Below are 22975 nucleotides of genomic sequence, written 5' to 3' on the forward strand. Positions count from 1 at the left end.
CCTCAGTCGTCGCCGGTGACGCGCAGGATTTCTTCCAGCGTGGTCACCCCGCTGTCGACCCAGCGCTGGCCGTCCTGTCGCAGGGTCCGCATGCCGGCACGCCGTGCCGCCTCTCGTAGCGCAGGCTCGCCCTGCCCTTCATGGATCAACGCGCGCGCGCGGTCGTCCACCACGAACAACTCATGGATGCCGGTGCGTCCTCGATAGCCGCTGTTGGCGCAGGCCGCGCAGCCCACCGCGCGCCATACGGTGCGACCCTCGCCGTCCACCTCGGCACGACGGCACTGCGTGCACAGCCGCCGCACCAGCCGCTGCGCCAGTACGCCGCGCAACGACGAAGCCAGCAGGAACGGCTCCACGCCCATGTCGGCCAGGCGGGTCACCGCCGAGATCGCATCGTTGGTGTGCAGCGAGGCCAGCACGCCATGCCCGGTCAGCGACGACTGCACCGCAATCTGTGCGGTTTCCAGGTCGCGGATCTCACCAATCATGATCGTGTCCGGATCCTGACGCAGAATCGCGCGCAGCGCGGTGCCAAAGCTCATGCCGATGCGCGCGTTGACCTGGATCTGGCCGATGCCGGCGAAGTCGTACTCCACCGGGTCTTCCACGGTGAGGATGTTGCTGGTGCTGCTGTCGAGCTGGCCCAGTGCGGCGTACAGCGACGTGGTCTTGCCGCTGCCGGTCGGCCCGGTGACCAGCACGATGCCGTGCGGCTGCCGGATCAACCCGGTAAACGTGGCCAGGGTGTCATCGGCCATGCCGAGTCGCTGCAGCTGCAGCCGGCCGGCATCCTTCTCCAGCAGGCGCAGCACAGCACGCTCACCATGCCCCGTCGGCACCGTGGAGACACGGATATCCAGTGGCCGGCCGCCCACACGGATCGCGATGCGCCCGTCCTGCGGCAGGCGCTTCTCGGCGATGTCCAGGTGGGCCATGATCTTGATGCGCGACACCAGCGCCGCATGCAGTGCGCGCCGGGGCTGCACCATGTCGCGCAGCGTGCCGTCCACGCGGTAGCGCACCACCGAATGGGTCTCGAACGGCTCGATGTGCAGATCGCTGGCGCCATCGCGTGCAGCCTGTGCCAGCAGCGCATTGATCATGCGGATCACCGGCGCATCGTCCTGCGCATCCAGCAGATCGGTGACCTCCGGCATGTCCTGCATCAGCCGGTCCAGGTCGACTTCGCTTTCGGCGGCACCGACCACGGCAGCGGCATCACCGCCGTCACGGTACTGCTCACCCAGCCGCTGCTGCCAGGTCGCGGCATCCAGTGTCTGGAACGGCAGCGGTCCATGCCGGCGGCGCAGCTCGGCCACGGCCCACGCCGCGGTGTCGGCGGTGCCAAGCAGCACCGGCTCGCCGCCGGCCTCGGACAGCATCACGCCATGGCTGCGCACCCAGGCGTACGGCAGCGGCGCGGCGGCGCTCACGGCCCAATCACCAGTTCCGGCGTGTAGCCCAGCCCACGCAGCTGCTGCAGTGCCGGGTCCAGCGTTGCCGGATCGCGCGGCAATCGCACGCGCAGGCGCTGCCCGCTCTCGCCCGGCGTCGCTTCGGCATAGGCCTGCAAGCCCAGTGCCCGCACCTGCGCCACGCCCTGGCTGGCACGCGCCGGGTCCAGCCCCTGTGCGAACTGCACCAGCTGAGCATCGCCGTCACCGGCCGGATACAGCGCTGCCAGGCTGGTGTTCTGCAACGGCTGGCCCTGGCCATCGCGCGCATTGCCCTGGCCGAGCACAGACAGGTCCTGCGGCGGCAACTGCGGTGCCGACAGCGCCGGCAACGCCCAGCTCTGCACGGGTTGCGCACCGGCCTGCGCATTGCGCATGTAGTCGTAGCGGTCGCGGGTCAAACGCTGGCCGGCGGCGGGGTCACGCACCACGTGCGGGCGCAGGAACACCATCAGGTTGGTCTTGGAGCGCTTGCGCGTATCACTGCGGAACAGCGCCCCCAGCACCGGCAGCTTGCCCAGCCCCGGCACCGCATCACGACCGTGGCTGACGTTGTCCTCCAGCAGGCCACCCAGGACCATGATCTGGCCATCGTCCAGCAGCACGCTGGTATCCAGCGCACGCTTGTTGGTGATGATGCCGGCGGCACTGTTGGCACTCTGCGCGTCGATGCTGCTGACTTCCTGGTAGATGTCCAGCTTCACCGTGCCGCCCTCGGAAATCTGCGGGCGCACCCGCAGCTTCAGGCCCACGTCCTCGCGCACGATGGTCTGGAACGGGTTGTTGCTGCCACCACCGCCGTCGGTGACGTAGCGGCCGCTGACGAACGGCACGGTCTGGCCGACCATGATGCTGGCTGCCTCGTTGTCCAGCGTCATCAGGTTCGGCGTGGACAGGATGTTGGCGCCGCCCTTGCTCTGCAGCGCGTTGGCCAGCGCTTTCATGTTGAGGATCTGGCCGACACCGGGCAGGTTGATGGTGCCGTCGATCACGCCGATCTTCAGGCCATCCTTGGGCAGCACGTCCAGCGTGGTACGCGCGCCGGTATTGAGCCCGCTGCCGCCGGTGGCACCACCGAAGTGGGTGCCACCAAAGGTGCGTCCATTGCCCAGCATCCACTGCACGCCCAGCTCAGCCGCGTCGGTCTGGTTGACCTCCACGATCAGGCTTTCCACCAGCACCTGTGCACGGCGCTGGTCGAGCTGGTCGATCACACGCCGCAGGTTGCGGTACACCGGCTCCGGTGCCGAGATCAGCAGGGTATTGGTGGCCACGTCCGCCTGCACCGAGATGCCGTTCTGGCTGAAGCCGGTGCTTCCCGCATCGATCGGGTCACGGCGGCTCGGGTCCAGGCGCTGCGATTCCAGCGCATTGCCTCCGGTCTTGGCCTGCTGTGGCTGCGACGGCTGCGTTGGCGGGGAACGATTGGCGTCACCCGGCAGTGGCGTGATGCCTTCATTGCTGCCCATCGCTGGTGCATCGCTCTGCCCGGCCACCACGCCACGCAGCACACCGGCCAGCTGGTTGGCCTGGGCATTGCGCAGGTAGACCACATGCAGGTTGCCGGACTCGTCCTGCGCGCGGTCCAGCTTCTCCACCAGCTGACGCGCCAGGCGGGTGCGCCCGGGGCTGCTGGAACGCAGCAGCACGCTGTTGCTGCGCGGGTCAGCCATCACCACCACCTTCTGGGTGGGCTCGGCGCCCTGCGCATCCAGCAGCGGCGCGACCATCGCCGCGACGTCAACGGCAATCCCCTGCTGCAGCTTCACCACATCGGTATCCATGCCGGCCGGTGTATCGACGCTGGCGATCACCCGTGCGATGCGCTCCAGGTTGTCGGCGTAGTCGGTGATCACCAGGGTGTTGTTGCCTGGATTGGCGGTGATCGGATTGTCCGGACTGATCATCGGACGCAGCACCGCCACCAGCGCCGCTGCGTTCTCGTAGCGCAGCGCGAAGGTGCGGGTGGTCACCTCACCGCTGGCACCACCAGTGCCGACGCGTCCTCCCAACAGCTTGGCATCGGCCTGCGGCACCACCCGGCTGACGCCGCCGTTCTCTACCACGGCGAAGCCACGCATGCGCAGTGCGCCCAGCAGCAACTGGTAGGCCTGGGTACGGCTGACCGGGCCATCGGAAACCACTGTCATCTTGCCGGTCACCCGTGGGTCGACCAGGAACTGGCGGCCGGTGAAGCGTGCGGCCATGCGCAACACGCCACCGATATCGGTGTCGACCAGGTTCAACTGCACCGGCTCATCGCGGGCGTCCTGCGCCAGCACCGACGCCGGTGCGTGGGCCATGCACACGATCAAGGCCAGTGCGGTACTGCAGGCAAGGCTGCGCATCGCCCTCATGGATGGGCACCCACGTTGAGCGCCATCACGATGTTTCCGGAAATCCGCGCCGCCGGCATGTTCGCATCCCCTGTGCGTGTCAGTTGCAGCTGCTGCAGTTCGATGGCCGGATCGGCCAGCACGGGCAGCAGCCAGTTCCACAGCGCGTCAGCGGGCACCGCGTGCACCTGCAGGTGCCAACGCCCGTCGCGCGCTTCGATATGCAGTCCGTCGGCGAGGCCGGCTGACTTGATTCCATCACGCAACCCGGCCATCGTCGGGCGCTGCCCCTGCGTCTGCTGCTGGCGCTCGCGTGCCTGCAGCAGTGGTGCCAGTACACGCGCCTGTGCCTGCAGCCGCGGCAGCTCGGCCTGCCAGTGCGTGCGCTGCTTCAGCAGCGGCTCCAGCCACAACATCCACAGACCCGCCGCGAGCAGCGCCACCACCATCACCCACAGCATCAGCCGCTCGCGCGGTGGCAGGCGTTGCCAGCGTTGCTGCAGGCCTGCCAGTCCCTCGCCCAGTCGCAAGGTTCGGGTGGTCACTGTCCAGCCCCGTTCACCCGCAGGCGTCCACCGGCTTCGCGCGCCAGCTGCAGGCCCTGCGCCCGCACCGCCTGCTGCCAGAGTTCAAGTCGCTGTGGATCATCGGCCAATGCCTGGGCATCGGCATCCAGCTCCATGTCCAGCTGGCCCGGTTGGTAATGCAGGCTGCGCACCTGCCCCGCCAGCTCCGGGACCGCCTGCAGCGTGCTGGCAACCTGGCGCTGCAGCGGCGGCAATGGCGGCGCCGGCGGTGGCACCGCAAGTGCTCGCCTCGCCTGCAACACCGGGTCCACCACATCGGTGACCTCCGGGAAGCGTGCGCTGAACTGGCGTGCCATGTCCTGTTGCAGGGCCTCGCCCTCACTTCGCCACCGCGAGACCTGCAGCTGCAGACCGAGCGCGGCCAGCAACATCGCCGCCAATGCCAGCCCGATCGCAAGCCGCGGCGCTTGCTGGCTCGCCCCGGGCAGCGGCAATGACCAGCCTGGCAAGGGGCCAGAGGCCTGCCGTTCATGGGGGATGGCGGTGGCCGGCAGGCTGTCCGGCCACGTGGGCGGCACACCATCGATCCACTGCACGGCCTGCATGCCGGCCTGTTGCAGGCGCACTGCCAACGCATGCATCACCGCACAGGCATCACGTCCGCCATACCATTGAACGAAACCCCGGTCGCGCCCGCTGCGTACCAGCAGGTGCTCGCCGCTGGCCTGCAGCGTGGCATGACCGTCCTGCCAGGGCAGCAGCAGCGGCGTCGGATACAGCGCCTGCAACCGCAGTGCACACGAAGCCAGCAGCTGCTGCGCCTGCAGCAGCGCCTGCTGGCCCAGCCAGGCCACAGGAACCGTGCCGTCCGTCGCCTGCACACCGTGGGCCAGCGCTACCTCCTGCAGGTCATCCAGCAGCATCGCCTCCACCTCACCCTGCAGCGCCGACTGCAGACGGCGCCCGGACAACGGTGGCAACTGCAGTTCCAGCAGGATCAGGTCGTTCGGATCGAGGCAGGCATGCACCGCAGCCTGCGGATGGCGCAGGCCCAGCGCCGCCAGCGTGTCGCGGCCGTGAGCCAGCACCTCGCCCTTGTGCAGCTGCGCCCAGTCCACCGCGCTGTCGGCGCGCAGACGCTCAAGCGCCGGCAAGCGCACCCGAAGCTGCACGGTCATGCGCCGATCCTCGTCCACACGCGTTGCACACGCACGCCATCGTCGCGGTACTCGCGCCAGAGCAGCGCGCGAAAATCAACCGCGCTGCCGTCAGCCTGCACCTGGCCGACTGCCAGGAACCACTCGCTATGGATACCCAGGGGAAGCACGGCCATCTGTTCGTTGCTCAGTTGAAGTCGATTGGCGATGTCGCCGCGGTTGAGCAGCCAATGACCGCCGTCGCGCTCACCGAGCAGCGCCTGCAGCCGTGCGGGCTCGACCGCAGGCGTCACCGCCTGCAGAACGCTCAGGTCGCTGGTATTGGCGTTGACCAGGGTCTGCGCCGGCAGCACCACGGTGCGTCGCGCCAGCGCCTGCAGTGCCACCGGATCGGCACCGGCCAGTGCCTGCGCGATCAGTGATTCGCGCGGCAGTGGGGCCTGTGCCTGGATGTCACCGTCGCGCAGGCGCGCCTGGATGTGGTCCGCCGCGGATGCGCAGGCACCCTGGCCCAACCCCTGTGCAGCACACAACGCGATGAACGCGCGCCGCGCCTCGGGGTCCGGCCTGCCATGTGCCAGCAGGTTGCGCAGGTTGAACATCGACTGCGCATCGACCAGTTGCAGCTGCACCGGCAACGGCGCCTGCAGTTCCAACGGGCGCGCCCAGCGCCCGCTGCGCACCGTGGTCAGCTGTTCCTTTACATCCTCACGCAGCTGCTGCGCCGCACGCTCCAGCGTGACGTCCACCGCCATGCGCACCTGCGCGCGTAGCTGGTCACCACGCAACGCACGCAGCTGCGCCGACTGCCGGGTCAGCAGTGCCGTGGCAATCACCGCCACCAGTGCCACCACAAGCAGGGCGACGATCACCGCCATGCCACGTTGACGGACACTCGAAACAGAACGCATCTGGGCTGACATCGGCCTGCCTCACAGCTGCCAGGAGCCGATGTCCGCGTTCCCGGCGTCGCCGCCGGGCTTGCTGTCCGCGCCTAGCGAGAACACATCGATGTCGCCATGGGTTCCGGGAATCTGGTACTGGTACGGATGGCCCCACGGGTCATTGGGCAGGCGATCCAGATAGGGCGTGACCGGCATCGTGCCACCGCCCTGCGGGGGCTTCACCAGTGCCTGCAGGCCCTGCTCGGCACTGGGATAGCGACCGTTGTCCAGCTTGAACAGCTTCAAGGCCTGCATCAATGCGGCAATGTCCTGGCGCGCCGCCACCACGCGTGCCTGGTCGGGACGGTCCATCAACCGCGGCACGATCAGCGCGGCGAGGATGCCGATGATCACCACCACCACCATGATCTCGATCAGGCTGAAACCCTTCTGCCGAGCTTTGCGACCACGAACCTGCCTTGCCATTGTTCCGCCCTCGTCATCCTGGAAGAGACCGCTGCGCCATGGTCAGCGGTGCATGTGTCAGTACGATAAACATCCGCCGGCAATTCGCTGCGCGTGTGCCTGTACGGGCGCACCACGCGCAGCCGGTGCACATGCAGACTCGAACAGATGCCGCGGTACGCTGGCCAGCGCATCGTCGATGCAGCCGCGCAGCAACGGATGCGCGCAGGCCTGCAGCAGCCGCACGCACTGCATCGGAGACCACGCTGTTCCATGATCGAGGCCGATGAACATCCGATAGGCCTGGTGATAGCGCAGGTCGTCGTACACGCGCTGGGCACTATTCAGATCGCGCATGACCACCAGCAGGGCCGCGCGTTGCAGCAGCCGCGCATCGCCTGCATCAAGCGGCAGCGGGCTCATGGCCGCTTCGGGCCAGGGCCGCAGCTGCAGATCGATGGCTTTTCGCAGCGCCACCAGTGGGTGCGCACTACCATCCAGCGCCGCCCAGCGCGCCGCATCTGCCCAGGCGTCACTGGACAGCACCCAGACCCAGGAGTGCCCATAGCGCTGCACGTTCAATGGCGTATGCCGCGCCTGCTCCAGTGACTGGCTCAGGTGACGATCCAGCTCCAGCATGCTGATCCTGCGACTGTCTGCCATCGGCGCCGCCCGTGCTCCGCGACGCGTGGTGCGCCGTACTCTGGAGAAGACGTCAGCAAGGCAGGTGAAGCGACAGCGCACATGCAGCTCTGTGCGCTGCGTGGCGCTTCATCGCCAACGTCATCGCAGCGTCATCCGCCTGCAGGCTTCGCGCTCCAGTCGCGGTGCGTCGCCCCCGCAACGGCGCGCCAGTATCGCCACATCGCTGCGCGCGGCGAACGCGGCCAGCGCATCGGTCATCTCCGCGTCATCGCACCATGACCCCATCGCAACGCGCAGCGCCGGCAATTGCCAGCTGTCCATCACACCGTGGGTACCGGCCACGAACCAGTGCCACAGCCGATGGTGCAGCACCTGCTCATGCAGCTGCGCCAGATCGTCAATGCCATGAACCCCCGTCAACAGCAGTGCGCGCGCGAGGGCCGCAGGTGACAACGCACCGGCTTCAGACAGGGGAAGCGCCTGCTGCTGCAGGCGCAACAGCATCGCCAGCGGGTGCGACTGCGGATCGAAGTCCAGCAGCACAGCCTTTTCCTGCCACTGCGCGTCGGACACCACGCACACCCATGGCGAGCCGTAGCGGTGCACCATCAACGGCCGTCGCTGGGTTGTTTCCAGCAACGCCGACAGATTGCGACGCAGATCCAGCACACCGATGGTCTCGTTGCGCATCCTTGGCTTCTCCTTGCTTGCAACAGCCCTGCGCGGTGCGCACGGCCAGCGTCTTCATCTATCCAAGGACGGCAATGCCACCCGGAAAGCGACGCAGATCCAGCGACATCGTCAGTCGCAGCTGCTCCAGTGCCGCGTCCGGATCATCGATGCGGAAGCGACCGCTGACCGGTGCGCGCGCCAATGCCGATTCGCCCAGCAGTACCTTGCCGCGGCGGTAACGGTTGATCTCCTCCACCACCTCACGCAGCGGTGCGCGGCGGAACACCAGCATGCCCTCGGTCCAGGCACTCACTTCCGACGCCACGGCCTCGGTCACCACACCACCGAGGCGCTCGTCGTACTGGGTCTGCTGGCCCGGCTGCAGCTGCAGCCGGCCCTGCGGATGCTCGATGCGGGCACTGCCCTGCAGGCAGGTCACCCGCACCTGGCCATGGGTGTTGCGTACGTCCAGGCGCACCGCTCCCTCATCGGCAATCACGCAGCCCGGGCCCGCGAACAACGCCAGGCGCAGGCCGGCCTGGGTCTCGATCGCGGCCTGGCCCTGCACCAGCTCGAAGCCTTCGCCCTGCGTGTCCGCGCGGCGGCGCAGGCTGCTCTGCGTATCCAGTTCGATCTTCAGCTGCGGCAAGGGTGCAATCTGCAGCCGTTCACCGGTGCCGGTGTGGAAATCGGCCGCCATCGCCGTCACCGAGGGCCATAATCCCAGCGGCGGACGGATCGCCGCCACCACCACCAGACTGGCCGGCGCGGCAATCGCCGCGCCCAGGAAGGCACGCCGGCTCCAGCGCTGGGCCGGCGACGGCGCGACCGGTTGGCGCGCGGCGGCGGGCAGCTGCTCGCCGGCCAGCCGCACCTGCTCCCACTGCCGGCGCGCACGTCCGAACGCTTCACGATGACGCGGGTCGGACTCGCACCACGCGCGGAACCGGCGCCCGTCGGCGGCGGTCGCCTCGCCCGAGGTCAGCCGCACCACCCACGCGTGCGCCTGACGCTCAACGGCATCCAACGGGCGTTGCGGGCGATCGTCAGGATCCATGGGGGCTCATGCCGGACCCGCACGCTGCGGGGTTCTGCTCGGCGTCAAAGTGTAGACGGATGCCGTCGCTCAGAACCGCACCTGGCGCCCCTGCCCGCTGCGCTCGGCCAGGTAGTCCTGGGCCGCCTTCAGCTCACGCTGCACCAGTCGCAGCGACACACCGAGGTGGTCGGCCACGTCGCGCTGCTGCAGGCCGTCGACACGGATCGCCAGCAGGATGCGGCGACGACGCTCGGGCATGCGCTGCAGCAGGCCGACCATGTCTTCCAGCGCGAAGTCCAGTTCGGCCGCCTGCGCCGGGCCGGGTGCCGGGTCGGCCATGTCCATCAGCGTATCCACCTCCTCCAGGCTCAGCAGGCGGTGGTCAGCACGTTGGCGGTCGATCACGGTGTTCATTGCCATGCGCAGCAGGTAGGCCGCGGGGTTCTGCACGGCGTCCAGGCGGTCACGGCGCGCGCTCAGGCGCATCCAGGTGTCCTGCAACGCGTCGCCAGCCAGCTCTTCCGAGCCCAGCTTGCGCACCAGCCGGCGCTTCAACTCATCGTAGGCACCCAGAAGGTGGTCCATCAGGTCAACTGCCCCAGCCGTACCGTTGCTCATGTTCGAATCCTTGAAGTCATGGAAGGGGCGCGCGCCGGCCACAGTCGTGGTCGGTGCCGGAAGGTCGGATCTGCAGCGTTACCGGCTGCGCCAGCGCGCCAGCCTCGGCCGCCAGCACCAGGCCCTGCATCGCCTGCAGCAGGCGTGCATCGCGACGGGCGCTGCCACTGCCTGACAGCAGCTCGGGCGCATGCACCCGGCCTTCGCTGTCGACATGGAAACGCAGCGTCGCGGCATAGCGGCCGGGCGCGATCTCCGGGTCGTCACAGAACACTGCGCGCAGGCGCTGCTGCAGCCCGCCGTAGCGACGCCGGCGCTCGGCATCGGGAAGATCGACGCCAACACCGGGTTCGGCGACGGAGGACGTGCCCCGGCGCAGCACCACACGCTGCTCGCCGATCACCTCGGCCTCGATACCGGAGTCCTGCAACAGCACCTGTAGCGCAGGCAGCGGCGCCAGGCTGGCGCGCAGCGCATGGCTGCTGCGGCCCGCAGCAAGATCGCCCGGGTACATCACCGACCACCCGCTGATGACGCTGAAGCGCTCGACCGCCTGTTCCAGCGGCTGCGCGGGGATGTCGTAGGCATGAACACCGTCCTGCGCGGCGGCGGCAAAGGACAGCAGCAGCCATGCGGCGATGGCCACCTTCCAAGTTCTGACCGCATGGTGTCCATTCAGCCCCCTGACGTAGAACACATGACCCTCGGCAGCGACAGCAGCTGCAGTGGACGCGCACCACGACCGGAACCCCGGCCCGCGCGCGACCCGCAAGCGGGCTCAAACCGTACCGGGGGCACATGTCATTGCGATGACCGCCGCCCACAGCCTGGCGTCGAGCCAGGCTCCGTAGAGCCAGTCACGCATCAGGAATCAATGAATCGAACAGACCACGCCATCTCCGCATGGGGGTCAGAGCCCATTGCGAAGCAACGGGATCCAACCCCGACAGATCGCGGGGAACTGTCAGGCAGCGGGGCGGTGTGGCCAGGCAGGACCGTTGGCGCCATGGATGGCGCCATCGAGCCCCCAAGGAAGGGTTTACGGCGTGTCCTGCCTGGCCACACCGCCCCGCCGCCCCACGGAGCATCGCTGTTGCTGTTGCTGTTGCTGTTGCTCCTGAGGTTGCCGGCCAGCGGCCGGCACTACCCGCGGGTGCCGGGTGCAACCCGGCCGCAACCACCCATCCCTCAAAGCGGCAGCTGGGTCGTCTGCTTGATCCGCTGCATCGGAATCTCGGTCTTGGTGTTCTGCACCCCGGCAATCCGGTTCAGGTGCTGCATCTGGAACTGCCGGTAGGCATCAAGGTCCGCCACCGCCACCCGCAGCAGGAAATCGCAGTCGCCCGCCATCAGATGGCATTCAAGCACTTCCGGGAAAGACTTGATGCTGTTGATGAAGTGGTTGGTGGTGTCCTCGTCCTGCCCGCGCAGCCAGACCCGCACGAACACCGTGAAGCCACGGCCCACCTTGGCCTCATTCAGCAGGGCAACGTAGCGGTCGATGTAGCCGCCCTCCTCCAGCAGCCGTACCCGCCGCAGGCAGGCCGACGGCGACAGCCCGACCAGCCGGGCCAGCTCCAGGTTCTGCAGGCGGCCGTCGCGCTGCAGGGCGTCGAGGATGCGCCGATCGAGGTTGTCGAGTTGATACTGCATGCAATTTCGCCCTTGACGCCTTCAGCCGCATGAAATTTCAATCATCCAGAATCAAGTGGCATCAACGCAACCCGATTTCGCGATTGGACCGCTAGCATGGGCCACCCCCACCTCGTTGTGCCGCTCCATGGACGCCCGTACCACCCTCCCCCTGCCCGACACCTGCGATACCGCCCCGCGTGCCGAATTCCTGCGCGGCCTGCGTGCCGCCGTGCCGGTGATGATCGGCTTCATTCCGTTCGCCCTGGTGCTCGGCGCGCAGGCGGCCCAGAAGGGCCTGAGCGCACTGGAAGTGCCACTGATGACCGGCCTCAACTTCGCTGGCGGTTCGGAGTTCGCCGCCGTCGAACTGTGGACTTCGCCACCGCACATCGCATTGATCGTGGCGATCACCGCGCTGGTCAACAGCCGCCACCTGCTGATGGGCGCCAGCCTGGCCCCGCTGCTGCAGCATCTGCCGCGCCGCCGGGTGCTGCCGGCGCTGTTCTTCATGTGCGACGAAAGCTGGGCGATGGGGGTTGCCGATGCGCGCCGCCGTGCGCTCGGCTTCAGCCTGGCCTATTACCTGGGCGTTTCGGCAGGGCTGTACACGGTCTGGGTGGCCTGCACGGCACTGGGCGCGATCGTCGGCCCGATGTTGGGCGACATCCATGCCTACGGTTTCGACATGGCCTTCCCTGCGGTATTCCTGGTGCTGCTGCGCGGCATGTGGCAGGGCATGAAGGCAGCACGGCCGTGGCTGGTCAGCCTGATCGTGGCCGCCGCCACCTACCTGCTGATCCCGGGCGCGTGGTACGTGGCCAGCGGCGCACTGGCCGGCCTGGCGGCCGCCTGGCTGCTGGCGGAGGACGCGGAATGATCTTCAATGGACTGATCCACTGGACCTCGGTGCTGACCATCGTGCTGATGGCCGCCGCCACTTACCTGACCCGCATCGTCGGCTTCCTCGCGCTGCGCAACCGCACGTTGAGCAGGCGCGCCGTGACGGTGATGGAAGCTGCGCCGGGCTGCGTGCTGATCTCGGTGATCGCCCCGGACTTCGTCGCCGACAAGCCCGCCGACCTGGCTGCACTGGCGATCACCCTGCTGGCCGCCACGCGGCTGTCGATGCTGCCGACGGTGCTGATCGGCGTGGCCTCGGCCGGCGTGCTGCGCTATCTGATGGGCTGAACGCAAGAACGCATTCACCACGTGTTGCGACTGGAGACTCAAATGTCGCCATTGGCACGACCTGAGCGTTCGTCTGGCAGTTCAAACGTGGCCCGGAGCCACCTGCTGGAGGTGTTTGAAAAAATTCCGATTGCCTGATCGAGCCGGAGTCGATACGCATTGATTGCCGAGTCGGCTGGTCGAGCTGATCGGTCAATCGAAGTCCTACACGGAGAATACCAATGAGCAATCTACGAACTATCGTGGTGGCAATAGGTATCACTCTCACCTCTGCCGGCTGCGGGCCAATGGAGTGGCAGTTGAGTGCATCGTGTGAAGAAACCAAGAAGTGCCGGATAGAAGGCAGGATCGGTGGCAAGATCGGCGGAGGAGAACGCAATGGCCTACCCTGGTTCGAGCGGATTCTGCAGGCGTCGACATCAGAAGTGCCAGATGCCGCGCAGTTCGAAATCGACGTCTCGGGTTCATCCATAGCCTTCCCAGCCAATGGATCTGTAACTCTGCTGCTGTTCGATGGCCGGCAAGGATCCACCATCGCCGCCAAGCAGTTCCAATGGCATCGAACAGGAACCCTCCTTCGACTTGTCGATCCGGATGGTGCGAACGCGTGGGCCGCAGCTGCGGCCGGTCCGGCTACCGAGTTGAGGTACGACCTCGCAACATTCGATGTAGGTGCGGCTCCTGGGCCAAACACCATTGCGGCGGCCTCTCGATACAGAGGAGCCACCAAGGCGGCCTCAGTCTCGGACTTTCAAGTCTGTACGAAGTATCCATCGCCGTATCAGTGCGGGCTGACCCCTTGATGCAACGCCGTCAGTCCAAGCGTACCCAACCGGGCTCCATTCTTGGGCACTACGCTGGCCTGACGGCAATCCTTCTGGCCACAAGTGCGTGCCAATCCATTCAGCTGCCTCCCCGGAACCTGGTCGGCAACGATGGCGCATATGCCACACTGCTGCGAGGCCCTTCCTCACATCTGAAGATCAGCACAGTGTCGGTGCTATCCGGCCCGGAAAGCTCGGAGCATCCCAATCGATCCATCCAGTGCAGGTGGTCATCCGTCGCAACTCGAGTTCTCTGGGCAGATGGAGCGCTCTCGGCCGCGCAGGCGTCTCGGCTCTGCAAGGCCGCCGCACGATCCGCTGGACTGCCGCTCCAGGCCAATGGGCTTGAACGGACGCCTGTGCGCTATCAGCTCACGATCGTAAGTGACGGAGGTGGCATCTGGCGACAACTGCCAGGACCAGAGCAGTCAGGCCAGATGGTCAGCTTCTGGTTTCCCTCCAGCCCCGAAATCGATTCGCTGCGCAGGCGCGCGATCGCCACCACCGCACACGAGTTCCAGCATATCGCCACTGTATTGTCAGGGCAGCCTCGGCGCGGCAGTCAGCGTGAACCTGACGCCTATCTGGCAGGTGCATGTGCCCAGCTGTTGATCGAAGGCGCCCTTGCACGTGCGGACCTCCCTGGCGGACACGACCCCCGAGCTGATCCGTTTCTGCCACCCGCGGCCAGGCACTCCGCGCATGCGGGCAGTACGACCGCAACAGCGCTGCTGCGGTTCTTCGGTGACGCGGAAACCTTGCGCATCAATGAGGGAGGCCGCCACCTGGTGCAGCATTGCCACGAGACGATCGGTTTTCCTCTGCAGCAGTGAACGCCCACTGCGACACCCCGTCGCAGGCCGTCGCGCCATCCGCTTGATCAATGTCAAACCGCCCGCCGCCGCGCGGGCGTATTTCTATGCAGGACCCGAACACGCCGGCGCTGCCGGCATCCACAAGGACCCTGCGATGAGCTACATCCCCGACAACGTCCAGCTTCTGAACGCCATGCAGAACGTCATGGTGATCTCCACCACCGACCTGCAGGGCAATATCACCTATGCCAACGACCTGTTCTGCACGCTCACCGGCTTCGCCCGCGAGGAACTGATCGGCCAGCCGCACAGCATCGTGCGCCACCCGGATGTGCCCAAGGCGGTCTACAAGGACATGTGGGACACCATCAAGGCCGGCAAGACCTGGACCGGCATCGTGCCCAACCTCGGCAAGGGCGGCGTGCTCTACGTGGTAGACACCACCGTGCAGCCGCTGTTCGACGCCGACGGCAACATCACCTCGTACATCAGCATCCGCCGCGTGGTGAACGACCTGATGCAGAACTACGACCTGGTCGAGTTCAGCAAGGAAAAGTTCGACGACTTCTACGAGGCCGCGTGAACGCCCTCCCGGCCAGTACGCCCTTCAGCCGCCTGCTGGTGGGTTTCGCGTCCGAGTCGGGCAACGCCCGCGCCCTGGCCCAGCGCCTGGGCGCGGACCTGCAGCCGCACGGGCCGCAGGTGCTCCCGTTCAACGACATCGACGTGGCCAGTCTCGGCCACGGCGATGTGCTGCTGGCGATCTCCAGCTCGTTCGGCGATGGCGAACCGCCGGCCAATGGCGAGCAGTTCTTCGAAACACTGCGCCAGACCCCGACGCTGCGCGGCCTGCGCTATGCGGTGTTCGGCCTGGGTGACACCGGCTACCCCAGTTTCTGCGGCTTCACCAAGGCGCTGGATGTAGCACTAAGCGAGCGCCAGGCCCAGCCGCTGCTGCACCGCGTGGACGCCGATCTGGGCTACGAGCAGTTCTTCCAGCAATGGCAGCCGGTGCTGGGCCAGGTGCTGGAGGGTGACCTCAGCGCTGGCCAGGACCTGCGCCTGCAGGTCACCGCCTATGGCGAAGACAATGCCTTTGCCGCCCCCATTCTCGAGCGTCGCCGCCTGAACAGCAGCGACCCGGCCGCGTGGCACCTGCAACTGGACATTGCCGGCAGTGGCATGGCCTATCGCGCGGGCGACACCCTGCACGTAGTACCCGAGAACGATCCTGCCCTGCTGCAGGCATTGGCCACCTGGTACGGCGACACCACCGCCGTGGCCGCCCTGCATGACCGCGAGCTGCGCCTGCTGAGCAAGGGGGTGCTGCGCGAATTGGCCCGGCTCAGTGGCAGCGAATTGCTGAAGGACCTGTTGAAGGTCAGCCAGAAGCTTGAACTGGACGCCTACCTGCACGGCCTGGACCTGCTGGATGTGCTGCAGGACCACGCCACGCCGGACAGCGTGCCGCTGGCCCGGTTGCGCGAACTGCTGTCACCGCGGCTGCCGCGCGCCTATTCCATCGCCTCGCACCCGTGCGACGACCAGCTGAGCCTATGCGTGCGCGAAGTGCGCTACACCCTGCGCGGCCGCGAACGCTTCGGCACTGCCACCGGCAGCCTGCTGCATGGCGGCGACCATGCCCGTGTGTACTGCCGCTCCAACCCCGGATTCCATCTACCTGACACCGGCGAAGCGCCGCTGCTGCTGGTCGGCACCGGCACCGGCATCGCACCGCTGATGGGCCTGATGCAGGAGCTGCAGGCCAACGCCTGCGAACGTGAAGTGCACCTGGTGTTCGGCGAGAAGCATCGCCAGCACGACTACCTGTACCGCGACCAGCTGCAGGACTGGCACACGCGTGGCGTGCTGGCCGGCCTGCATACCGCGTTCTCGCGCGATGGCACCGAAAAGGTCTATGTGCAGCACGTGCTGCAGCAGCACGCCAGTGAAGTGCGCGATGTCCTGGCCCGCGGCGGGCATCTGTACCTGTGCGGCAACAAGAACCACCTGGAGGGCGCGGTGCGCGAGGCCATCGATGCCATCGGTGGTGAAGGACACTGGGACACACTGCGGGGCGAAGGCCGCACGCACTGTGAACTGTATTGATCCGTTGATCCTGTAGAGCCGAGCCCACGCTCGGCTGCTGTTGGCGGTGTCGCGCAGAGCAGCCGAGCATGGGCTCGGCTCTACAGGTGCAGGTCAATCGCCGACGATGCGGCCGTCGACCACGCGCGCCACCTGCTGGCCGAACATGGCCACGTCCTGCGGGTCGTGGCTGATCAACAACAACGGGATGCCGGTCCGGTCCAGCACGGTTTCCAGCTCCTGGCGCAGGTGCTGGCGCAGGTCGTGGTCCAGTGCGGAGAACGGCTCATCCAGCAGCAGCGCCTGGGGCTGCGTCACCAGGGCGCGCGCCAATGCAGTGCGCTGGCGCTGGCCACCGGAGACCTGCGAGGGCAGCAGATCGCCCACCGTGTCGATGCGGAATGCGTGCAGCCACTGCTCCACCGCATCGAAGCGCTGGCGCGCGCGCGGATTCAACCACCCGCGCTCCAGCCCGAACGCCACGTTCTGGCGCACGCTCAGGTGCGGGAACAACGCGTAATCCTGGAACACGTAGCCCAGCCGGCGGCGCTGCGGCGGCAGATCCACGCCGTTGGCCGCATCGAACAAGGTCTGCCCCTGCACGCGCACATGTCCCTGCCCGGGCCGCAGCAGCCCGGCCACCGCCTTCAGCGTCAGGCTCTTGCCGGCACCCGAGGGTCCGAACAGCACCACCTGCCGCTGCGTGCACTGCAGCGATACGTCCAACACGAAATCCTGGCCGGCCGCCCGCAGGCGGCGCTGCACCTGCAGGTCAAGCCACATCACGCAGCTCCCGGCGACGTCCGCCCACCAGCCGCGCAGCCAGCAACAGGATCACGATGCAGACCACCGAGGTCAGGATCACCAGCGCATTGGCCCTGCCATCCTGACCGGCCTGCACCGCCTCGTAGATGGCAATCGACAGCGTCTGCGTCCGGCCGGGAATGCTGCCCGCCACCATCAGCGTCGCGCCGAACTCGCCCATCGCGCGTGCAAACGCCAGCAACAGACCGGCAAGAATGCCACGCCAGGCCAGTGGCAGCGTGATGCGGAAGAACACCGCCGCTTCGGACACTCCGAGCGTGCGTGCGGCCTGCTCCAGCTGCCCGTCCACTTCCTCGAACGCCGCGCGCGCCGGCTTGAACACCAGCGGCAACGAGGCCACCGCCGCAGCGATCACCGCGGCCTGCCAGGTGAACACCAGGTTGATGCCAAACCACGATTGCAGCCACGCACCGATCGGGCCGTTGCGACCGATCAGCACCAGCAGGTAGTAGCCCAGCACCGTTGGTGGCAGCACCATCGGCAGGGTCAGCAGCGAATCCAGCAGCTCACGGCCTGGAAAGCGCCGACGGGCCAGCAGCGCGCCCAGTGCCACGCCCAGCACCAGATTGATCGCGGTGGCCCAGCCAGCCACCTTCAGCGACAACCCCAATGCGCTCCAGTCCAGATCCATGCCTCAGGGCGTGCCGAACCCGTGTTTGGCCAGGATCGCCTGGCCCTGTGCCGAACGCAAGAAGGCGGTGAAGCGCCTGGCTTCCGCCTGCTGTGGGCTGGCCTTGATCACGGCCAGCGGATAGGCAATGCGCCCAGACACCGGCACCGCAAAGGCGCGGCGCACGCGGTTGGGCATCGCCTGCGCATCGGTGGCATAGACGAAGCCGGCATCCACTTCACCCCGCGCCACGTAATCCAGCGACTGGCGCACGTTCTGCGTCGTGATGATCCTGCCCTGCAGCGGCGGCCACAGGCCTGCCACTTCCAGCGCACCCTTGGCATAGCGGCCGACCGGCACGCTGTCCGGGTTGCCCAGTGCGATGCGCTGCACACCAGCACCGGCCAGGTCCTTCAAGGTATGCGGCGCAGCCTTGGCCTGCGGCGGCACCACCACCCACAGCGCATTGACCGCGAACACCTCGCGGGTGCCGGCCGCCAGCAGGTCCTGCTGCTGGGCCTGGTCCATCGTGGTTTCATCGGCCGACGCGAACACATCCACCGGTGCGCCGCGGCTGATCTGCTGCAGCAGCACGCCGGAGGCAGCGAAGTTGAAATCCACCTTGGTTCCCGGGTGCGCCTTTTCGTAGGCCGCGCCCAGTTCGCGGAAGCTCTCGGTCAGGCTTGATGCCGCCGACACCGTCAGCTCGGCCGCCCAGGCCGGCACCGTGGACAGCAGGCCCAGCAACAACAGTCCAGCTCGCTTCATCGTCGGCTCCCGGCCAGGTTCAGTTCGGATCGGATTCGTCGGCCACCGCCAGCGCTGCCAGGCGCTCGGGCTGCAGCAGCAGGATCTCGCGCTGCTTCACCACGATGATCCCATCATCGCTCAGGCGGCGCAGCACGCGGCTGGCGGTTTCCGGCGCCATCCGCAGGTAATTGGCGATCTCGGTACGCGCCATCGTCAGGTTGAAGCGCGTGGCGGAAAAGCCGCGCCGCGCGTAGCGCTCGGACATGTCCAGCAGGAACGCAGCCATGCGTTCTTCGGTACGGTGGTTGGCGGCCAGGGTCGCGACCTTGCCGATCTCCGCGCTGAGCAGGCTGAACAGCTTGGCCTGTAGCCCCGGCATGCGGGTGGCCAACAGGCTGAGCTTGGGGAACGAGATGCGGCACAGGTGCACGGTGTCCAGCGCCACCGCATTGCAGGGAAAGCGTGAACCGTGGATCGCGTTGAGGCCGATCACTTCACCCGGCAGGCTGAAGCCCAGCACCTGCTCGTTGCCCTGGCTGTCATCGACGAAGGTCTTGACCATGCCAGCGCGCACCGCAGCAATCGAATCGAACGATTCGCCAGCGCGGAAAATGTAGTCACCCGCATGGAACGGACCGACATGGTCCACCAGCACGTGCAGATCGCCCAGTGCTGTCTTGTCGTAACCCTGCGACATGCATGCGTCGGAGAACGCACAGGTACTGCAGAAGTGCAGTGCGTCGCCATCATCGGCGGCGGCGGGGTTGGGTGTGGCCCGGCCGAGACGGCCCTGCGAAGGCGGAATTGAAGACATCGGTGCAAGACTCAAGCGATGGCGGCCGCCGGCCGGAAGCATGCGGCCATCATACGCCACAGCAGGCGCCCTTCTTCGGCCAGGCGCAGTACGCGCGCATCCCACTGCGCCCAGCCGCGTGCCAGCAACGGCGACAACGCGGGCAGCTGGTCGGCAAAACATTCCTCGAACGGTTCATCGTTGCGCCACTCGAAGGCAGCCGCATCGAGGGCGTGGTCACAGGCAATGCTCTGCGCCACTTCGGCCACCAACCGCTCGTCCTCGGACAGGATCAACCCGGCAGACACGCCCATGTGCCCGGCCTGCAGCCGCGCACGCCATTCGCCCAGTTCGTCCTCCAGCCGGTAGAACACCTCGCCGATCTGGCTGCAGGCGGACAGCCCAAGGCCGATGAAATCGCTGCGGTCGCGGCGTGGCACACCGGCAAGATCGCAATGGCGCTGGCCATCGCCCGGACCGTGCGGGTTCGGCAGATCGCCGCGCTGATAGTGATCGCCACCAATCGGTTCGTAACCCGCAGCGCGCAGCAGGCGCCAGGCCTGCAGCCAATGGACGGCCGAGGGATGTTCCGGCAGCGCACACGGCGCCGGCAGCAGGATGCGCTCCGGCGCCTCGGCCAGCACCTCGTGCAGCCGTTCAATGAAGCCGGCGTCCTCGCTGCCGGGTACCCGCAACTGGTAGTAGCGCGCGGTGAAGCCCACCTGTCGCGCCTGTGCCAGCAGGGTCGGCCCCGGTGCATCGGCACGATCGATCACGTTCAAGCGGGTGCAGCCCACCGCACGCAGCTGCGCCGGCGCCAGCGCGCTGCCTGCGTCCAGCCGCACCTCCACCTGGGGCCGCGCCACGGTGCGCAGGTGCTGCGGCACCGCATCCAGCAGCTGGCCCAGCTGCGGCGGCGGCAACGTCTCGGCCAGCCCCAGCTGCAGCACCATCGCCACCACTTCACGGTCCTCGGCCAGCGCGTCGGCCTGCAGCCGCAGCGCCAGCAGCAGGGTATCCAGATACGCCTGCGGTGGCGCATCGCGTCCGCCACGGCCGGCCTGGAAGCCGAGCGTCAAGCCACGCGGAATCAGGTGCTCGTTGCTGGCGCGCACGGCGGCGCGCCACCCGCTTTCGCCAAAGCCGGTGCTGAACTGGTCAGCCGGCGGAAACAGCACGTGCCGGGGCTGCCGCAGCAATGCCGCCTGCAGCGCAGTGTCCTCGCTCTCGTCAACGTGGAAGCTCATGGCAGACATCTTCGCGCGTTCCTCTTCGCGTGGCCCTGATTGAAATCAAGCGCGGCGCATCTGATGGTTGCTGCCGGCCAGCGGCCGGCACTACCCCTTCACCCACCATTTGGTAGTGCCGGCCGCTGGCCGGCAAACACCTTCACCCGCCGCGCACCCGCTCGGCGGCGGCCGCATCGATGGCTTCGGGCAGATCGGTTTCGCGGTCGATCTGCGGGAAGTGGCGGCGTTCCATGCGACGGATCGCAAAGTGCATCCACGCCAGTGCAGCCGCCACCAGCACGAACAGCAGCATGAAGCAGCTGCTCCAGATGCCCACCGCGTCATTCAGCGCGCCAAACACGATCGGCAGGATGAAGCCACCCAGGCCACCGATCATGCCGACCACGCCGCCCACCGCACCCACGTGCTTGGGGTAGTACACCGGAATATGCTTGTAGACCGCGGCCTTGCCCAACGACATGAAGAAGCCCAGCACGAACACCAGCACGGTGAACATCACCACCCCGATGGCCAGATGGAAGTGGATCGGGCCATGGATGCCCTTCACCACATACTCGGTATCCGGGTAGGCCAGCAGGAAGGTGCAGATGGCCGACACGCCGAAGGTCCAGTACATCACCCGGCGCGCGCCCATCCGGTCCGACATCCAGCCACCGACCACGCGGAACAGGCTGGCCGGGATCGAATAGCACGCCGCCAACATGCCGGCGTGGCCCACGTCCATGCCATAGGCGCCCACCAGGTAGTGCGGCAGCCACAGCGCCAGCGCCACGAAGCCGCCGAACACGAAGAAGTAGTACAGCGAGAACCGCCAGACCTGCAGGTTCTTCAGCGGCGCCATCTGCTCGGCGAACGGGACCGGCTTCACGCCCTCGCGGCGGCGCTGCTCCAGCGACGGGTCTTCCTTGCTGAAGAGGAAGAACAGCACCGCGGTAACTGCCAGCGCAACGGCCCAGACCTTGGCGACCATGGTCCAGCCGGCCGCCACCATCACCAGCGGCGCCAGCAGCTTGGTCACCGCCGAGCCAATGTTGCCGGCACCGAAGATGCCCAGTGCGGTGCCCTGTTTGCTGGCCGGGAACCACTTCGAGACGTAGGCCACGCCCACCGAGAAGTTACCGCCGGCGATGCCCACGCACAGCGCGGCAATCAGGAACTGGGTGTAGGTCTGTGCGTAGGTCAGCATCCAGGTGGCCACTGCGCCACACAGCATCACCAGCACCATCACCTTGCGGCCACCGAACTGGTCGGACCAGATGCCGAGGAAGACGCGGCTGACCGAGCCGGTCAGCACCGGCGTGGCGATCAACAGGCCGAACTGGGTGTCATTCAATCCGAGCTGTTGACTGATCTGGATACCGATGATCGAAAAGATCATCCACACCGCGAAGCACACGGTGAAGGCGAACGTGCTCAGCCACAGCGCACGTTGCTGCTGCCCGGCACTGGCGGGGGCAAGGGCCTGGTTCATGAATTTTCCTCGTTCAAGGGGGTTCAGCCGATATCCGCTTCGGCTTCGATCTCATCCAGCCCGCGCACCGGGTAGCGCTCCTGCAGCTGCAGCAGGTAGGCCTGCACCTCGCGTTGCCGTACCTGTAGCTCCAGGTAGTCACGCAGCTGCGGCAGCACCGTTTCGAACGGCTGCGGCTGGCCTTGCTCGCGGGCATCGACGCAGACCACGTGGTAGCCCCAGCGCGATTCCACCGGGAAACCGGCCAGGCCCTCGCGCAGGCGGAACACCTGGCGGTCGAACTCCGGCGTGGTCTGCCCACGCTGCAACCAGCCCAGGTCGCCGCCCTCGCTGCTGGATGGGCAACGCGAATGGCGCAGGGCGAAATCGGCGAACAGGTGCGGCGACTCCTTCAGCAGCCCGACCAGTCGCTCGCCCTCGGTGCGTGCGGCAAAGCGCCCGGCCACATCATCGGCCGGCGCAGCCAGCAGGATATGGCGCAGGCGCACGCGGTCGGGGGAGCGGAAGCGCTCCGGGTTCTGCTCGAAGTAGCGCCGGCAGTCTTCATCGGTCGGCACGCGGTCTTCGATCGCATCTTCCAGCAGTTGCTGGATCAGCACTTCCTCGTCGCTTACCCGGTTGCCCTCCGGCGCCTGCAGCCCAAGCCGCTGCGCTTCCAGGCGCAGCAGCTCACGCACCACCAGTGCACGTGCCGCTTCAGCACGTGACTGCTCCGGGCGCATCGCCCGGTGGTGCTGCATCTCGCGGGCGATGTCAGCCTCGCTGATCGCGGTCTCGTCCACGAACAGCCGGCACGGTGCCGGCTGCCCGAGCGAGCGCGGCCCCTGCGCTGCCGCGTCATGGTGGTGCGAATGCGCCTCGGCGGGAACCGGCGCAGCGGAGTCGATCACGGTGATCGGCAGGAATTTCGGCAGGCTGCCCATGGC

At 67.2% G+C, this 22975-nt stretch carries 25 protein-coding genes; 6 read left to right on the forward strand and 19 right to left on the reverse strand.

Annotation, left to right across the window (positions count from 1 at the left end; translation table 11 throughout):
• Nucleotides 1-2: 2 nt before the first annotated feature.
• The 12 genes from gspE to M1L61_RS12790 all read right to left on the reverse strand — a co-directional run bounded on the left by gspE (nt 3) and on the right by M1L61_RS12790 (nt 11453).
• On the reverse strand, nt 3-1436 hold the full coding sequence (gene gspE / locus M1L61_RS12735; protein ID WP_019659863.1) for a type II secretion system ATPase GspE: 1434 nt from the start codon (nt 1434-1436) through the stop codon (nt 3-5).
• Complete coding sequence (gspD, locus tag M1L61_RS12740) at nt 1433-3814, reverse strand: type II secretion system secretin GspD (RefSeq protein ID WP_248853576.1); 2382 nt, start codon at nt 3812-3814, stop codon at nt 1433-1435. The genes gspE and gspD overlap by 4 nt, the downstream gene beginning before the upstream one ends.
• Nucleotides 3811-4338: a type II secretion system protein GspM gene (gene gspM / locus M1L61_RS12745; protein WP_019337770.1), complete on the reverse strand. Its 528-nt coding sequence runs from the start codon at nt 4336-4338 to the stop codon at nt 3811-3813. The genes gspD and gspM overlap by 4 nt, the downstream gene beginning before the upstream one ends.
• Entirely contained in the window at nt 4335-5498 is a 1164-nt protein-coding gene (gene gspL / locus M1L61_RS12750; RefSeq protein ID WP_248853577.1) for a type II secretion system protein GspL, read from the reverse strand. Before gspL ends, gspM begins: the two co-directional genes overlap by 4 nt.
• The gene (gene gspK, locus M1L61_RS12755) at nt 5495-6400 is read right to left on the reverse strand and encodes a type II secretion system minor pseudopilin GspK (protein ID WP_248853578.1); all 906 of its coding nucleotides are present in this window, start codon (nt 6398-6400) and stop codon (nt 5495-5497) included. Before gspK ends, gspL begins: the two co-directional genes overlap by 4 nt.
• A gap of 9 nt (nt 6401-6409) precedes the next feature.
• Entirely contained in the window at nt 6410-6847 is a 438-nt protein-coding gene (gspG, locus tag M1L61_RS12760; RefSeq protein WP_043396245.1) for a type II secretion system major pseudopilin GspG, read from the reverse strand.
• Between the two features lie 57 nt (nt 6848-6904).
• Nucleotides 6905-7489 (reverse strand): hypothetical protein, encoded by a 585-nt coding sequence (locus tag M1L61_RS12765; RefSeq protein WP_049409473.1) that lies wholly within the window; start codon nt 7487-7489, stop codon nt 6905-6907.
• 120 nt (nt 7490-7609) lie between these two features.
• Nucleotides 7610-8161 (reverse strand): hypothetical protein, encoded by a 552-nt coding sequence (locus M1L61_RS12770; protein ID WP_248853579.1) that lies wholly within the window; start codon nt 8159-8161, stop codon nt 7610-7612.
• Between the two features lie 58 nt (nt 8162-8219).
• Nucleotides 8220-9200 (reverse strand): DUF4880 domain-containing protein, encoded by a 981-nt coding sequence (locus tag M1L61_RS12775; protein ID WP_248853580.1) that lies wholly within the window; start codon nt 9198-9200, stop codon nt 8220-8222.
• Nucleotides 9201-9269: 69 nt separating this feature from the next.
• Nucleotides 9270-9800, reverse strand: a complete 531-nt coding sequence (locus tag M1L61_RS12780; protein WP_019337777.1) for a sigma-70 family RNA polymerase sigma factor — start codon at nt 9798-9800, stop codon at nt 9270-9272.
• 16 nt (nt 9801-9816) lie between these two features.
• The gene (locus M1L61_RS12785; RefSeq protein WP_345779121.1) at nt 9817-10497 is read right to left on the reverse strand and encodes an STN domain-containing protein; all 681 of its coding nucleotides are present in this window, start codon (nt 10495-10497) and stop codon (nt 9817-9819) included.
• A gap of 491 nt (nt 10498-10988) precedes the next feature.
• Complete coding sequence (locus M1L61_RS12790; RefSeq protein WP_005413654.1) at nt 10989-11453, reverse strand: Lrp/AsnC family transcriptional regulator; 465 nt, start codon at nt 11451-11453, stop codon at nt 10989-10991.
• 127 nt (nt 11454-11580) lie between these two features.
• On the opposite strand from M1L61_RS12790, the gene M1L61_RS12795 reads away from it, so the two are divergent.
• From M1L61_RS12795 to M1L61_RS12820, 6 genes are all read left to right on the forward strand, one after another.
• The gene (locus M1L61_RS12795) at nt 11581-12312 is read left to right on the forward strand and encodes an AzlC family ABC transporter permease (protein WP_010485324.1); all 732 of its coding nucleotides are present in this window, start codon (nt 11581-11583) and stop codon (nt 12310-12312) included.
• On the forward strand, nt 12309-12623 hold the full coding sequence (locus M1L61_RS12800) for an AzlD family protein (protein ID WP_043396259.1): 315 nt from the start codon (nt 12309-12311) through the stop codon (nt 12621-12623). The genes M1L61_RS12795 and M1L61_RS12800 overlap by 4 nt, the downstream gene beginning before the upstream one ends.
• 221 nt (nt 12624-12844) lie before the next feature.
• The gene (locus tag M1L61_RS12805) at nt 12845-13426 is read left to right on the forward strand and encodes a hypothetical protein (RefSeq protein WP_125438161.1); all 582 of its coding nucleotides are present in this window, start codon (nt 12845-12847) and stop codon (nt 13424-13426) included.
• A gap of 458 nt (nt 13427-13884) precedes the next feature.
• On the forward strand, nt 13885-14280 hold the full coding sequence (locus M1L61_RS12810) for a hypothetical protein (protein ID WP_248853582.1): 396 nt from the start codon (nt 13885-13887) through the stop codon (nt 14278-14280).
• Between the two features lie 136 nt (nt 14281-14416).
• On the forward strand, nt 14417-14845 hold the full coding sequence (locus M1L61_RS12815) for a PAS domain-containing protein (protein ID WP_248853583.1): 429 nt from the start codon (nt 14417-14419) through the stop codon (nt 14843-14845).
• Nucleotides 14842-16371, forward strand: coding sequence for a sulfite reductase flavoprotein subunit alpha (locus tag M1L61_RS12820; protein WP_248853584.1), 1530 nt, complete (start codon nt 14842-14844; stop codon nt 16369-16371). Before M1L61_RS12815 ends, M1L61_RS12820 begins: the two co-directional genes overlap by 4 nt.
• A gap of 93 nt (nt 16372-16464) precedes the next feature.
• On the opposite strand, the gene M1L61_RS12825 is transcribed toward M1L61_RS12820, so the two are convergent.
• The 7 genes from M1L61_RS12825 to M1L61_RS12855 all read right to left on the reverse strand — a co-directional run bounded on the left by M1L61_RS12825 (nt 16465) and on the right by M1L61_RS12855 (nt 22972).
• Nucleotides 16465-17133, reverse strand: a complete 669-nt coding sequence (locus M1L61_RS12825) for an ATP-binding cassette domain-containing protein (protein ID WP_019659884.1) — start codon at nt 17131-17133, stop codon at nt 16465-16467.
• Nucleotides 17123-17806 (reverse strand): molybdate ABC transporter permease subunit, encoded by a 684-nt coding sequence (gene modB / locus M1L61_RS12830; protein WP_049455117.1) that lies wholly within the window; start codon nt 17804-17806, stop codon nt 17123-17125. Before modB ends, M1L61_RS12825 begins: the two co-directional genes overlap by 11 nt.
• A 3-nt stretch (nt 17807-17809) precedes the next feature.
• Complete coding sequence (gene modA / locus M1L61_RS12835; protein WP_248853585.1) at nt 17810-18553, reverse strand: molybdate ABC transporter substrate-binding protein; 744 nt, start codon at nt 18551-18553, stop codon at nt 17810-17812.
• Between the two features lie 19 nt (nt 18554-18572).
• Nucleotides 18573-19349: a helix-turn-helix domain-containing protein gene (locus tag M1L61_RS12840; RefSeq protein WP_248853586.1), complete on the reverse strand. Its 777-nt coding sequence runs from the start codon at nt 19347-19349 to the stop codon at nt 18573-18575.
• Nucleotides 19350-19360: 11 nt separating this feature from the next.
• Entirely contained in the window at nt 19361-20575 is a 1215-nt protein-coding gene (locus tag M1L61_RS12845; RefSeq protein ID WP_019337806.1) for a coproporphyrinogen III oxidase, read from the reverse strand.
• Between the two features lie 142 nt (nt 20576-20717).
• Nucleotides 20718-22049, reverse strand: coding sequence for a nitrate/nitrite transporter (locus tag M1L61_RS12850; RefSeq protein ID WP_012480466.1), 1332 nt, complete (start codon nt 22047-22049; stop codon nt 20718-20720).
• Between the two features lie 23 nt (nt 22050-22072).
• Nucleotides 22073-22972 (reverse strand): peptidylprolyl isomerase, encoded by a 900-nt coding sequence (locus M1L61_RS12855; protein ID WP_235651806.1) that lies wholly within the window; start codon nt 22970-22972, stop codon nt 22073-22075.
• Nucleotides 22973-22975: the final 3 nt, after the last annotated feature.

Origin of the sequence: Stenotrophomonas sp. NY11291 (genome assembly GCF_023277365.1) — a bacterium.
GTDB classification, from domain to species: Bacteria; Pseudomonadota; Gammaproteobacteria; order Xanthomonadales; family Xanthomonadaceae; genus Stenotrophomonas; species Stenotrophomonas geniculata.